At 71.8% G+C, this 13,150-nt stretch carries 11 protein-coding genes; 4 read left to right on the top strand and 7 right to left on the bottom strand.

Going from position 1 to position 13,150, the window contains the following annotated elements; all coding sequences use genetic code 11:
- Positions 1-4: 4 nt before the first annotated feature.
- Positions 5-535, bottom strand: coding sequence for a hypothetical protein (locus BM393_RS16950; protein ID WP_091728855.1), 531 nt, complete (start codon positions 533-535; stop codon positions 5-7).
- Between the two features lie 63 nt (positions 536-598).
- Between BM393_RS16950 and BM393_RS16945 the strand changes: the two genes are divergently transcribed.
- Positions 599-1,207 carry a hypothetical protein gene (locus BM393_RS16945; protein ID WP_091728851.1) on the top strand — a complete coding sequence of 203 codons (609 nt, stop codon included), beginning with the start codon at positions 599-601 and terminating at the stop codon, positions 1,205-1,207.
- 48 nt (positions 1,208-1,255) lie between these two features.
- On the opposite strand, the gene BM393_RS16940 is transcribed toward BM393_RS16945, so the two are convergent.
- The 3 genes from BM393_RS16940 to BM393_RS16930 all read right to left on the bottom strand — a co-directional run bounded on the left by BM393_RS16940 (position 1,256) and on the right by BM393_RS16930 (position 5,045).
- Complete coding sequence (locus tag BM393_RS16940; RefSeq protein ID WP_091728846.1) at positions 1,256-1,648, bottom strand: hypothetical protein; 393 nt, start codon at positions 1,646-1,648, stop codon at positions 1,256-1,258.
- 31 nt (positions 1,649-1,679) lie between these two features.
- Positions 1,680-4,403: a serine/threonine-protein kinase gene (locus BM393_RS16935; RefSeq protein ID WP_091728841.1), complete on the bottom strand. Its 2,724-nt coding sequence runs from the start codon at positions 4,401-4,403 to the stop codon at positions 1,680-1,682.
- Positions 4,404-4,490: 87 nt separating this feature from the next.
- Complete coding sequence (locus BM393_RS16930) at positions 4,491-5,045, bottom strand: ECF-type sigma factor (protein ID WP_091728837.1); 555 nt, start codon at positions 5,043-5,045, stop codon at positions 4,491-4,493.
- 309 nt (positions 5,046-5,354) lie between these two features.
- Here BM393_RS16930 and BM393_RS16925 point away from each other — a divergent pair, with 309 nt between their 5' ends.
- Positions 5,355-5,972 (top strand): diguanylate cyclase domain-containing protein, encoded by a 618-nt coding sequence (locus tag BM393_RS16925; RefSeq protein WP_175538381.1) that lies wholly within the window; start codon positions 5,355-5,357, stop codon positions 5,970-5,972.
- Between the two features lie 80 nt (positions 5,973-6,052).
- Here the strand turns inward: BM393_RS16925 and BM393_RS16920 are convergent, their stop codons facing one another.
- The 3 genes from BM393_RS16920 to BM393_RS16910 are packed head-to-tail and all read right to left on the bottom strand — an operon-like array spanning position 6,053 to position 10,993.
- On the bottom strand, positions 6,053-6,514 hold the full coding sequence (locus BM393_RS16920; RefSeq protein WP_091728831.1) for a GNAT family N-acetyltransferase: 462 nt from the start codon (positions 6,512-6,514) through the stop codon (positions 6,053-6,055).
- 46 nt (positions 6,515-6,560) lie between these two features.
- On the bottom strand, positions 6,561-8,384 hold the full coding sequence (locus tag BM393_RS16915; protein ID WP_091728827.1) for a phytase: 1,824 nt from the start codon (positions 8,382-8,384) through the stop codon (positions 6,561-6,563).
- A gap of 14 nt (positions 8,385-8,398) precedes the next feature.
- Entirely contained in the window at positions 8,399-10,993 is a 2,595-nt protein-coding gene (locus tag BM393_RS16910) for a TonB-dependent receptor (RefSeq protein ID WP_091728822.1), read from the bottom strand.
- A gap of 188 nt (positions 10,994-11,181) precedes the next feature.
- Here BM393_RS16910 and BM393_RS16905 point away from each other — a divergent pair, with 188 nt between their 5' ends.
- Both BM393_RS16905 and BM393_RS16900 read left to right on the top strand, forming a co-directional pair.
- Complete coding sequence (locus tag BM393_RS16905; protein ID WP_091728818.1) at positions 11,182-12,078, top strand: diguanylate cyclase domain-containing protein; 897 nt, start codon at positions 11,182-11,184, stop codon at positions 12,076-12,078.
- Positions 12,075-13,139, top strand: a complete 1,065-nt coding sequence (locus BM393_RS16900; RefSeq protein WP_254783482.1) for an AraC family transcriptional regulator — start codon at positions 12,075-12,077, stop codon at positions 13,137-13,139. The genes BM393_RS16905 and BM393_RS16900 overlap by 4 nt, the downstream gene beginning before the upstream one ends.
- Positions 13,140-13,150 lie beyond the last annotated feature (11 nt).

Below are 13,150 nucleotides of genomic sequence, written 5' to 3'. Positions count from 1 at the left end.
CGCCTCAGTCGTCCCAGAAGAACCGCCGGTCCGGATAGACCACGCTCTGCGAGGTGCGGAACACCACGCCGTTCTTGAAGTGCACGTTGAAGCGCAGCAGGTAGCCGTTCATCTCGGGCTCGATGTTCCAGTCCCAGACGTCCTCGCCGCTGAGCTTGAAGAACACGCGGGTGCGCTCGCGGCCGAGGATGCGGTTCACCTGCTCGGGCGTCATGCCCGGCACGATGCGGTTGCGGCTCGCCGGCGAGAGGCCGTCGACCGCGCTCACGAAGCGGTCCTGCGCATCGAGCCGCACCATGTAGCAGGTGCGGCCGAAGGGCTGGGTGGCGTACTCCAGCGTGTGGCCGCCCTCGGCCTCGGGCCAGACGTGGCTCGGCGGGCCGTAGAGCTGCTGCACCTGGGCGCCGGTCGTGACGCCGGGCTGCAGGCGCTGGTCCTTGAGCAGCGTCGTGCAGCCGCCCAGCGCCACCGTTGCGACCACCGCCACCGCCACCGCTGCCGTGCCCAGCGGGCCCAGGCTCGTCCACTCGCGCATCGTTCTCTCCTGCCAGACGAAGCGGCCATTGTGCGGCGAGCCCGGCGACGCACAATCCGCCCCATGCCGAGACCGCACTTCCGACAGGCGTTTCAGATCGCCGCCCTGACCGTCCTGCTCCTGACGGGCGCGCCCGCGATGGCGCAGGCGCCCGCCGTGGCCGGCGCGGGATCCGCGTCGAGCGCCGCGTCGGGCGCGCCGTGCGTGCTGCTGTTCGGACAGGGGCGCAACTTCGATCCCGAGCAGCCGGCGGCCAATCGTCGCTGGGACGAGGCCAACGGCGCCTTCAACCTTGCCGTGCGCGAGCCGCTGGCGGCCGCGGGGCTGCCGGTGATCAACCTGGTGCTGCCGGTTTCGGCGACCGACCTGCCGCGCAACCTGCAAGGGCTGCTCGCCGAGGTGCAGCGGCGCGGCTGCACGCGGGTGCTGGAAACGGCGCTGTTCGCCGACGTCGCGCAGGGGCTGCTGATTGCGCGGCTGCGGGTGTATCCGGTGCTGGGGCTGCTGGGTCCGCAGGCGGCCGGCAGCCAGCCGCGGATCGGCGCGGTGGCCTATACGCAGCAGAAGGAATTCACGCTCGATGCGCGGGTGATGGATCGGGTGAACCCGTCCCGGTTGGGACGGGTGATGGGGGAGGAGGCCGCGGCCGCGCTGGTCGGGCCCCGTGAATGAGCAAAGGGCCGCGATGCGGCCCTTTGCGTATCGACGCGGACGACGGGATCAGCAGGTCAGCGGGCCGTCGTTCAGGACCTGGGGATCGCTGCTCGGGTAGAGGTTTTCGACCTGCCCCGGCGTGGAGAAGAGCAGGATGACGCCCTTGGTGATGATCGAGCCGTTCGTCGGCATCGGGAAGGTGACGACGTTCTCGTCATCGGCCGGCGCGAAATTGCTGCCGTTCATGCCGGGTGTGGAGCCGATCGTCTTGAAGGTGGCGCCGATCAGCAGCAGGCTGGTGTTGTCGGCCTGCGCGAAGTTGCAGGAGCCCGCGTCGCGGGGAATGTGGAGCGTGGAACCTTCGATGGGCTCGGTGCCCGCCTGGTCGGCGTAGTACGTGCAGTCCGCGAAGTTGCCATCGGCGCTGACCTGGGCAGCGACATAGAACGTGTTGGTCATCGAATCACTCCTTGAGCAGTTTTGGTAATGGTCAGGTCGGAGCGATGCCTGATCGATCCCGCGCGAGCCACTCGGCAGATTGCCTGACGTCTCCGCGTCCTCCCTGTCCCAAGCAGGATTGGGCATCAACCCATGCGCGAGTGATCTGCTGATGAACCCGAATCAGGCCGGCCATCTTCTCGATCCTGTCAACAACATCCTGGCATACCGCCTGTCGCTCGCGTGCCTGCTGCGGGCTGGTGCGGCCCTTCAGCAATTCGATCTGCAGCTGCCGGACGAGTAGCAGCCCGCTCAGGATCCGCACCTCGCGGGGCCGCTTGTCGAGGGTCGGCTGCACCAGCTGCACCGCGTTCGCGAGCACCGCTTGTGCGGCGGCAATGTCGCCGTCCTGGCTGAGCGACCGTGCCTGCTGGGTGGACCAGACCATCCAGGCGTCGAGCACCCGACCGTCGATGCGCTCGGCATCCTTCGTGAGCAGGTCCAGGGCGCGCCGCACGGTCTGGAGGCGTTCCTTGCGTTCCTGCGGCGGCAGCAGGCTGCCCTGCACCTCGGTGTCCAGCAGCTGCATCCGGATCCGGTTGATCTGCCATTGGACATTGGACGGATCTTTGGCGGCCAGCGTCTCGAGGATGCTCCTGGCGGCGGAGGCATCCCGGATGGCGGCGTCGCGCTGACCGGTGTTGACCAGGGCCTCCGCCTTCCAGCGATGCATGATGGCCTCGCGGTAAGCCCACCCGTCCTGCGGCGCGTCGCGTCGGACTTCGGCGATCAGCGACGCGCCTTCCGCGAAGGTGTGGGCGGCGGCCTGGTCCAGCCCCTGCCAGAGCAGCGTCGTCCCGAGCCAGCTCAAGCTGTCCGCCAGGTCCATCCGCGCAGCGGCATTGCCGGCGTCCGCGGGTTCTTGCAGCCCCTGTTTCTTGAGCTCGATGGACTTGCGGAAGAAGGCCGTCGCCGAGCGCAGGTCCGCCAACTCCAGCTTGGCAGTGCCCAGGCTGTTGTAGGCGTAGGAGAGCTCGATCAGCGCCTCGCGGTTGCGAGGCTGCGCGTCCAGCCAGGCCTGTTCCGCGTCCCGGTAGGCGAGCCAGGCCTCGGTCGCCCGGTCGAGCTCGCGCGCGTAGTAATGGACATGGCCGACCCAGAACGCCGCCGCGCCCTGCGCCTTGCGCCACTCGCCCGTCAGGTCGGGCGAGGGCGGGGCGCCCTCGAGCAGCTTGCGTGCCGCCTGCAACGGCTCCAGCGCCTCCTTGAGATTCCGCTTGGAGACACGGACCTCACCGATCACCGTCAAGGCCTTGGCGCGTTGCAGCCGCTCCATCGGCGTGGCGTTCTGATCCTGCGCCAGATACGTCAGCGCCTTGCTCCCCACGCTGTCCAGCAGCTCCAGCCGCCCGACCGGCCGCAGCTTGTCGGCGAACTCCCCCAGCATGTAGCTCAGCAGGTCCTCCGCCTGCTGCCGCCGCTCCTGCGCCTGGTGTTCCGCGCGTTCCGCCCGCCGCGCCTGCAGCACGCTCAGCCCCGTCAGCGACACCAGCGCCAGCACCGCCACGCTGCTCGCCGCGACGCTCCAGCGGTGCCGCCGCACGAAGCGGCCCAGCACGTACAGCCGCGTGTCCGGCCGCGCCGTGATCGGCTCGTGCGCCAGCCAGTGCCGCAGGTCCACCGCCATCGACTCCGCGTTGGCATACCGCTCCGACGGCTTCTTCTTCAGCGCCTTGCCGACGATCGTGTCCAGGTCGCCCCGCAGCAGCTTGGCCTGCCGCGCGATCACCGGGTCGAGCTGGTCGCTCGCCACGTCCGACAGCCGCTTGGGCACCAGCTCCACCACCGCCCGCAGCCGGTCCAGGTGGGTCTGCGTGTCGTCCGCCGTCGGATGGCGGCCGCCCAGCATCTGGTACAGCAGCACGCCCAGCGCGTACACGTCGGTGGCCGTTGTGACGTCGGCCTGCTGCACCTGCTCCGGCGCCGCGTACTGCGGCGTGAACGCGCTGCCGGCCCGCTGCGTCAGCTCGGTGGCCACGCCCGAGTGCGTCGCGTCGTCCAGCAGCTTGGCGATGCCGAAGTCCAGCAGCTTCACCTGCCCGTCATGCGTGACCAGGATGTTGCTGGGCTTGAGGTCGCGATGCAGGATCAGCCGCTGGTGCGCATGCGCCACCGCCGCCAGCACGTCCAGGAACAGCTTGATCCGCGATTCCACGTCCAGCCCGTTGACCTGGCAGTGGCGGTCGATCGGCAGGCCGTCCACATACTCCAGCACCAGGTAGGGCTGGTGCCCGTGATGCACGCCCGCGTCCAGCAGCCGCGCGATGTTCGGATGCGACAGCCGCGCCAGGATCTGCCCCTCGCGCTCGAAGCGGCCGCTGTCGCCCTTGCCGAACAGCCCCGACTTCAGGAACTTGACCGCCACCTGGCCCTCGAAGCGGCCGTCGGCCCGGCTCGCCAGCCACACCGCGCCCATGCCGCCCTGGCCGAGCTCGCGCTCGAGCTCATAGGGCCCGAGCGTCTCGCCGCGGAAGTCCAGCGGCGGCACCGCCGACGGCACCGGCCCCTGCAGCACCTCGGCCGCCGGCTGCTCGAGGAAGCGGTCGTCGTCGAGCGCGGCATCGCGCGCCAGCAGCGCCTCCAGGTGCTCGGCCATCGCGACGTCGCCGGCGCGGATCTCCGCGAGGCGGCGGCCCCGGGCGGGCTCCTCCAGGTCGAGCAGTTCGTCGAGCAGCGGACTCAGCGCGATCCAGCGCTGTTTATCGAGTGCGTCCATCGTCGGGCGTCTTGGGATTCTTGGGCGTCGTGGGCATCTTGGGCGACTTGCGCCGTATCGACGGACCGCGCGGTGCCGACCCGGGGGTCAGTCCTTGAGGCTCATCGAGAGCAGGATTCTCGCCTTCTGCCAGTCGCGCTGGATGGTCCGCTCGGTGACGCCCAGCGCCTCCGCGATCTCCTGCTCCAGCAAGCCGCCGAAATACCGCATCTCCACCACCTGCGCCAGCCGCGCGTCGATGGTGGCGAGCTCCTCCAGCGCCTCGTGCACGCGCAGGATGTGGTCGTCGGACTGCGGCGCGCCCTCGACCACCGCGGTGTTGAGCGTCAGGTCGGGCTGGTCGCCGCCGCGGCGCTCGGCCTGGCGCGCCCGCACCAGGTCGATGACGACGTGGCGCATGGTCCGCGCCGCGTAGGCCAGGAAGTGGCGCCGGTCGGGGAAGGTCTGGCCCTGCGCGCCCGCCAGGCGCAGCCAGGCCTCGTGCACCAGCGCGGTGGTGTCCAGCAGCGTCATCTCGCCGGCCTGCCGGATGCGCTGCCGCGCCAGCCGCTGAAGGTCGCCGTACAGCTGCGCCACCACCTGGTCGGCGGCGGACCGGTCGCCTTGGCCGGCCTCGTGCAGCAGTTGGGTGATGTCCTTCATGAGGCGGAACTCTAGCGGGGGTGTATGACCTTGTTACAGGAGCCTGGGCGACGGATGACGCAAACCGGTGGGTCTCGACATCAATTTAAGGGTTTCTACCCAGCAGATTTTTGTGAGCGGATGTCGGGAGGGCGGTGAGGAATCCGTTTTAGATAGGTGAGGGCACGGCTGGTCAGTGTGGCAAGGGAGGCCGGCATGGATCGGGCTGCTTCAGCAGGTCGTGTCCTCAACCCCATTCATTCGTTCCCCGCGGGTCGGCCCGGTGCCGCACGCGGGCATGGATCCGTCCTCGACCTGGAGCTGTCGCGCATGAGCCTGTCCACCGCCATCGTCGCGTCCGCCGCCATGGAGGAGGGTCAGGCGGCGCCTGCCAAGCCGGCGCGCCAGACGCCGGCGCTGTGGCTGCCCCGCGTCGATTCGCTGGCCGAGTTCGGCCTCATGATCTCGCGCCAGCTGACGCAGTGCCGCCGCTACGGCGGTCACCTGTCGGTGCTCTGGCTGGAGGCGGCGCCGGCCGATGCCGGGGACGACGCGACCCTGGCGGCCCCCGCGTCCGGCGAGCCGCCAGCCGCCGATGAAAGCGAGGTCGAGGGCGAGGGCGCCGCGGACCGCGGCGCGGCGCTCGAGGCCCGGTCGCAGCTGATGACGGCGGTGGGTCGCCGCCTGCGCAGCCGGGTGCGCGGGACCGACATGGTCCTGCAGGTGGGCGAGACCAGTTTCGCCGTGCTGCTGCTGGACGCCGGCCTGCGCGAGGCCCACCTGGTGCAGCAGCGCCTGGCCCCGGCGCTGAACAGCCCGTACGGCGTGGACACGCGGATGCTGCAGGTGCGCCTGCAGATGGGCACGGCCTCCTTCCCGGAGGGCGGCCTGCGCGGCGCCGACCTGGCCGAGAGCGCCCGCCAGGACCTGCGCCGGCGCCGCTGCTGAGCGCGCGCCTGCTCTCGACCCGTCCGGCGGGCCGCTGCCCGCCATCGGGCTCGTTCAGAAGCCCCGCTCTGAAGCCCCGCTCAGAAATCCTGGCCGTAGATCAGGAAGCCCTTGTGCTCCGCGACGCGGTCGTACAGCGCGCGCCCGGCCGCGTTGGTCGTGTGCGTCTGCCAGTAGAGGCGATGCCCGCCACGCGCCTGCACCGCCGCGGTGACCGCCGCGATCAGCGCGCGGCCGACGCCACGGCCGCGGACATCCTCGGCGGTGAACAGGTCCTGCAGGTAGCAGGTGTCCTCGATGCGGGTCGTGCTGCGGTGGAAGAGGTAATGCGTCAGGCCGACCAGCCGCCCGTCGAGCTCGGCGACGAAGGCGTGGACCGGCTCGCGTTCATCGAAGAAGCGCGCCCAGGTCGAGGCCGTCACCGCCTCGGGCAGGGCGGTCTCGCCGGCGCGGCCATAGAAGGCGTTGTAGCCGTCCCAGAGCGGACGCCAGGCGGCGAGGTCGGACGGGGCGATCGGGCGGACGACGATTTCAGAGGACATGCGCGAAGTCGAGGCGTGGGCCGGGGCCCGGTTGAAAGGGCCGCGATCATCGGGCTTCGCGCGAGGCCGGGCAACCATCACATGACGCCGGGGGCTCAACCGCGCGCATCACGGCCTGCCACGGCACCAGCTTGAAGTTCTGCCGTCCCATCGGCCAGCGCTTGTGGCCGTCCTGGACGACGAGCAGCCCCTCGCCGTACTCGCCGCCGAGCGCGGCCGCGCTGACGTCCAGTCCGTCCGTCTCCGATGCCGCGTCGATGCCGCGGGCCGGGTTCAGGCCGACACGGAAGCGTCCCCGGACCGCATGGGGCGCGTCCGCGTCGAGCAGCACGTAGCTGTCGTCGCCCTGGGAGGAAACCACCAGCCACGCGCCCTGGGCGCTGCGATGCACCGCCATGCCCTCGACATCGGCATGCAGCGTCTCCCCGACCGGCAGGATCAGCGCGGCGTCGCCCAGCCGGCCATCCGCTTCCAGCGCGACGCGCCACAGCCCGCGCTTCTCCTCGCCGACGAAGAGCTGCCGGCCCGGCTCGTCGACCACGCAGCCTTCCGGCTGCGAGGCCAGCCGCATCGTGGCGACCGTCGTGGCCGACCAGGCGCCGGCGCTGCGCGCCACCCGCAGCTGCAGCAGGCGCCCGTCCTTGTCGTTGACGAACACGTCGAGGCCGCCCGCCGGGTTGCGTCCGGCGCAGACGCCGTAGACCTCGTCGAGCCCCGTCGGCAACTCGGCCAGGGGGCTCACGCGGCCGCCGCCGTCGATGCCGAACAGCAACACGCTGTGACGGTCGCGCTGCGTGGCGACGGCCAGGTCCCAGTCGCGGCCGTCGTGGCGCAGGCGCTGCCGCAGGTCGACGTTGTTGACGCGGCCGACCGGCAGGAACTGCGTCTCGCGCCCCTGCAGGTCGTAGACCGCCAGGCCGCGCTTCTTGTCGGTGCCCAGGATGCGGCTGCGTGTCGGCTGCGTCGGATGGACCCAGATGGCGGGATCGTCCGCGGCGTCGCCGCCGCCCCGCACCGGCTCGGTCTGCGCCGAGGGGACCGCGACCGGGACCACCGGGCGGGGACGCGCCGCGCGGGCCTCGAGCCAGAGCGCCAGGTCCTTGGGCGCCAGCCCCGGTGCGACCAGCGCGCGGCCCGAGCGCTCGGCGTCGGCCTCGAAGGCCCACAGGCCTACGTCGGCCTCGGCGATGTACAGCGTCGCCTCGTCGTCGCGCACCGCGCAGCTCTTGGCGTCCGGGATCGTCGCCAGCTGGCGCAGTACCTGGGCCGGCATCGGCGAGCGCGCGCCCTGGAGCCCGCTCGTGCCGGTCAAGCCGCTCGTGCTGCTCGTGCTGCTCGTGCTGCTCGTGCTGCTTGCGCTGCTTGCGCGGCGCTTGGCCGGGTCGGCGGGCGGCGGCGTCAGCAGCCATTGCTCCGATAAACCATCGCTGCCGAGCAGGAAGGCCTGGAGCGTCTGCTGGCGCGGCTCGAGGTAGAGGCAGATCGCCTCGACGTCGATGGCCGGCGCCGCCCACTGGCCGCGCTCGCGCAGGCGCTGGTCCCGCACCTCGATCAGGCGAAGGACGCCGGTGTCGGCGTCCTGCAGCAGCGCGACGGTCGTGCCGTCCGCGAGCCGGCGTCGATCCCAGCGCTTGGCGCGCACGCTGAACTCGTCCGCCGGCTGGCCCGCGGCGTCGAGCAGCCGCAGGCCGTTCTTGCCCAGCTCGAGCACCGGCGCGGTCGACGTTGCCGCCGTGCCCGTTGTCGTTCCCGGTCCAGAACCCGCCTGAGCGATCGGGACGAACGCGCCCGCAGCCGCAACAGCCGTCGCCAGGAGCGCGCGGATCGTCATCCCAGCGGCGCGGGGCGTCCTCATCGTCTTCATCGTCATGACCTGCCGCTCCTTCAGAACATCGCCAGCTTCAGGCTGAGCTTGTAGGCCCGCCCGTACTGCTCGTACTGGGTGTTGAAGGCCTTGCTGCCCTGGTAGACGTAATAGCGTTCGTTGCTCAAGTTGAGCGCCTCGAACTGCAGCTGCAGCTGCTTCGTCAGCTGGATGCGCATCGACGCGTCGATCTGGTTCTGCGTGTCGACCTTGCGGTCCTGCGCCGCGTCCAGCACGTCGCCGACCTCGAGCAGATAGGGCGACTTGTGGTTCAGCGCGATGCGCGCGCCGAAGGCCGGCGACTCCCAGCCCAGGCTGAGGTTGATGCTGCGGTCGGACTGGCTCGGCAGCGCGATGCGCCGGCTGACGAAGCGGCCCTCGTCATGACCGCCGATGGTCGCGCGCGACTTCACGAAGCTGCCGTTGGCCCCGATCACCAGGCCGTTCCACGGCGCCGGCAGCGTGCTCAGCGCCTGGCTCCAGGAGAGCTCCAGCCCGCGCACCGTCGCGTCGCCGCCGTTGGCGAAGGACTCGACATGGCTGAAGTCCTCCCAGCCCGGCGTGCCGGCCAGGTCGGTCTGGAAGGCGAAGTCGCGGATCTTCTTGTGGAACAGCGCGGCCGACAGCACCCCGTCGCGCCCCAGTCTCTGCTCCAGGCCGAGGTCCAGGTTGCGCGCGCGCAGCGGCTTGAGCAGCGGGTTGCCGACGGTGGCCTCGTCGCCGTCGACGGTCACGCCCGGGCTCAGCTGGCCGAAGGCCGGCCGCACCACCGCGTGTGTCAGCGCCGCGCGCAGCACCAGGCCTTCGTTGAGCTTCTGGCGCAGCAGCACCGCCGGCAGCCAGTGGCGCGAGCGCGTGTCCTGGTGCATCGCGCTCAGCACACCGTCCTTCCAGGCGGTGCCGTCGGCGGTGAAGCGCACGCGCTCGTGGCGCACGCCGACCAGCCACTGCGTGCCGCCGCGCTCCAGCGTCGCCTGCAGGTAACCGGCGTCGGTGCGCTCCTTCATCGTGTAGTCGTTGACCGACGAGTCGACCGCGTCGCGGAACGCGTTCAGGTCATAGGCGCCGTACAGGCCGCGCAGCTTGCCGGCATCGATGCCGGGTCCGAAGGCGGTCCACGGGTAGTCGACCTCGCCGCCGCCGACGAACTGGCCCAGCCCCAGCTGCGCCGAGGGGACGTTGTACGGCGCCTTCTTCAGCACCTTGGCGCTGGGCGCATAGGTCTCCTGCGCGTTGTCCTTGTCGCGGCGCATCGCCTTCAGGCCGGTCTTGAGGTCGAGGTCCCAGCCGCCCAGGTCGAACTCGCGCTGCACGTCGGCCTTCAGGTGGCGCACCCGGTCGGTGGCGCTGCTCTGCTCCACCTTGGCCTTGTTGAAGGCGTATCGCGAGGCGTCGCCCAGCCCGGCCACCGCCGTGGGCATCGGCCGGACGGTGTCGGTGTAGCCCAGGCCGGAGAAGTCCGCGGTGAAGGAGGACGAGGCCAGCGTGTCGGGCTTGTCCTCGCTGGCGCGGCCGGCACCGGCCTCGGCCCGGAACTTCCAGTCGCCGCGGCTGAGCTCGCTGCCCAGCACCACGGCGCTGGACTTGTTGATCTCGCGCCGCGCCTTCAGGCCGCGGCTGACGGTGCCGTCGCCGGTCTCGCCGGGCGCCAGCGGCTCGTCGAACTCGATCGCGATCGACTGGCGCTGCTCCTGGTCGGTGAAGCGGCTGCTGAAGCTGCGCAGGTAGACCAGCGAGGCCTCGTCCGGCTTGAAGTCCAGGTTCAGCGCCGCGCCGACGCGCTCGCGGGTGATGGTGTAGCGGCGCAGCTCGAAGCTGGCCAGCTTGTCGCCGTCCCAGTCGCCGCCGGTCTCGACGTTGTCGCTGGCGAAGCGGCGCTGGTCGGCCGACAGCGCCAGCGCCACGCCCAGCGTGCCGCCGGCGAAACGGTCGGCGAAGGCGACCGAGCCGCGCGGCCGGGTCCTGCCGGCGTTGGCGTCGTGGTTGGCGCCCAGTTCCATCGTGAACAGCCGGCCGGGCTGGTCGAAGGCGCTGAGCGTGCGCACCGTCACCGTGCCGCCCAGCGAGTTGGCGTCCTGGTCCGGCGTCAGCGTCTTCTGCACCTCCAGCGAGCGGATCAGGCCGGCCGGCACCAGGTCCAGGCCGGGGGCGCGGCGGTCGGACTCGGAAGCGGGTGTGAGCGCGCCGTTGATGTTGACCGCGTTGTAGTCCGGGCCCAGGCCGCGGACCCGGATGAAGCGGCCTTCGCCCTGGTCGCGCTCCACCGACACGCCCGGCATGCGGGCCAGCGCCTCGGCGGCGTTGTTGTCGGGCAGCTGGCCGATGCCGTCGGCGTGCACGATGTTGACGATGCCGGGCGCCGCGGACTGCTTGTCCAGCGCGGAGCGCAGCGCCGCCGCCTGGCCCACCGTCACGACGGTGTCGAGCTTGCGGGCGTCGGCCTTCGCGTCCTTGGTGGCGGGCGCGTCCGCGCGGGCGTCCTTGCGGAGGTCGGCGGCGGCCTCAGGGCGCGTGTCGGGACGGGTGTCGGCGGCCTGCTGCGCCCAGCCGGGCGCGGCGGCGAAGAGGCTGGACAGGCACAGGGCGAGGAGCGTCGGGCGGGGCGGCGTGCGCATGGGAGGAGGTCGGTGAGTCACGGATGGCGGCGCACGTTAGGAAGCCGGGATGGCGGGTCCGTGACAGCGTGGGATTCTCGACGCGCCGCGGCCCGGACGGCTCCGCCAGGCCCGGCGCGTGAGCCGATCCGACCCCCGGCGCCGCGTGTGACGGCGACTGTCACAAACGCTGCCTAGCATCGCGCGCCATGAAAGTCGTGCTGCCGCGTCCGCCGCTGGTGCTCGCGCCGGTCGCGGGCTCGCGCCATTTCGGCCATGGGCTGCTGCTGGCGATGGCGGCCGTCACCTGGTCCTTCGGCTACTGGGCCGTCGCCAAGCCGCTGGCGCAGTGGCGCTGGGTCGACATCCTCAGCGAATCGCTGATCGTGGCGATGCTGGCGCTGTGGCTGGTGCAGCTGCGCGCGAGCCGGCCCGCCGGCCGCGTCACCACCTGGCTGTGCCTGGGGCTGGCGGGGATGCTGCTGGGCGGCTGGGCGGACCTGATGGACGAGTTCTGGAAGTTCCCGCGCGCGTTCACGCTGCTGATGGGGATGGAATCCACCTGCCACGTCGTCGGCATGACCGGGCTGACCTTCGGATTGCACCTGTGGCGGCAGGAACAGCTGGCGCTGAACGCGCTGCGCGCCGGCCGTGAGCGCGGCTACCGGGAACACGCGCAGATCGACGGGCTGACGCAGCTGGGCGACGGCGCCTACCTGCTCGCGCAGATCGAGCGCCTGCGGCGCGCGCCCGCCGTGCCCACGACGCTGGTGATGCTGGGCTGGCAGGACCTGCCCGCGCTGGCGCGCCAGCATGGGCTGGCGGAGTCGGAACGGCTGCTGCAGGCCACCGGGCCCTTGCTGCTGCTGCAGCTGCGCGAGGGCGACCTGCTGTGCCGCTACGCGGCGGACCGTTTCGTCGCGCTGCTGCCGAATGCGGACTCGGCGCTGCCGGGCGACCTGCTGGCGGCGCTGTCCGCGCATGTGCATCCCTGCGCGGACGGGCGCACCCGGGCGCGGCTCGGCGCCCGCATGGCCAGCGCGACGCTGGATCCCGACGAAGACGGCGAGGCGCAACTGCTGCGCCTGCTGGAGCGGCTGCGGTGAGCGCGCCCACCCGCGCGGCGCCCGAGCCCGACGACGCGCTTTCCGCGCTGCGCCAGGCGCTGCCGGCGCGCGCCGCGACCGCCTATGGCGCCGACCACGCCTTCATCCCCTGGGCCTACCAGGGCGCGCTGCTGGCCGAGTTCGCCCGCAGCCGCGGCATCGATCCGGCCGAGTGGCTGGGCCGCTGCGGCGTGGTGCCGGGCCAGGCGCTGTCCGCGCGCCAACTGCTGTCCATGTTGGCTGCCTTGCAGCCGCTGGCGGGCGACGTGGGTTTCGTCGTCGGCCAGTTGAGCCTCCCGGGCCATTACGGCCTGGCCAGCCAGGCGCTGCAGCAGGCTGGCGACCTGCGCCAGGCGCTGCGCGTGCTGTGCGACTGGCCCGCGCGGCTGTCGCCGCTGCTGACGCCGCGGCTGGTGGAAAGCGCCGACGAGTTGCTGCTGGTCTGGACCGAGGCCTGCGGCGCGCCGCCCAGCCTGCAGCCGCTGCTGGTGGACATGCAGATGAGCGCGGTCGTCGCGATGGCGCAGTGGCTGGGCGGCGGCCGGTCGCTGCCCTGGCGCTTCAGCTTCAACCGCACGCGGCCGCGTGAGCTGTCGCGGCACGCGGCCTACCTCGGCCCGGCGCTGCACTTCGGCTGCCAGGTCGACGCGATGCGGCTGCCGCTGTCGGCGGCCGTCGATCCCTGGCCGGCGGCGGCGGCCGGCCGCGCGGCGATGGCGCTCGGCGCGCTGGGGCAGGGCGCCGATCCGCAGGCCGCCTGGCGCGGGCAGCTCGCCGTGCTCTACGACCACCTGCTGGGCGAGGTCGGCGGCGATCCGTCGCTGGAGCGCAGCGCGCAGCGCTTCGGCGTCAGCCCCGCCACGCTGAAGCGGCAGCTGGCCCAGCTCGGCACCCATCACCAGGCGCAGCTCGACCAGGTCCGCGCGCACGCGGCGCTCTACCTGATGCTGCTGCGCGGCCAGCGCGGCGAGGCGGTGGCGCGCACGCTGGGCTTCCACGACAAGAGCAACTTCCGGCGCTCGTTCAAGCGCTGGACCGGGATGACGCCCGGGCTGCTCTGAACCGGCGGGCC

The sequence above is a fragment of the Mitsuaria sp. PDC51 genome (genome assembly GCF_900113225.1).
Taxonomy (GTDB): Bacteria; Pseudomonadota; Gammaproteobacteria; order Burkholderiales; family Burkholderiaceae_C; genus Roseateles.
This window is presented reverse-complemented; position numbering and strand designations above follow the sequence as displayed.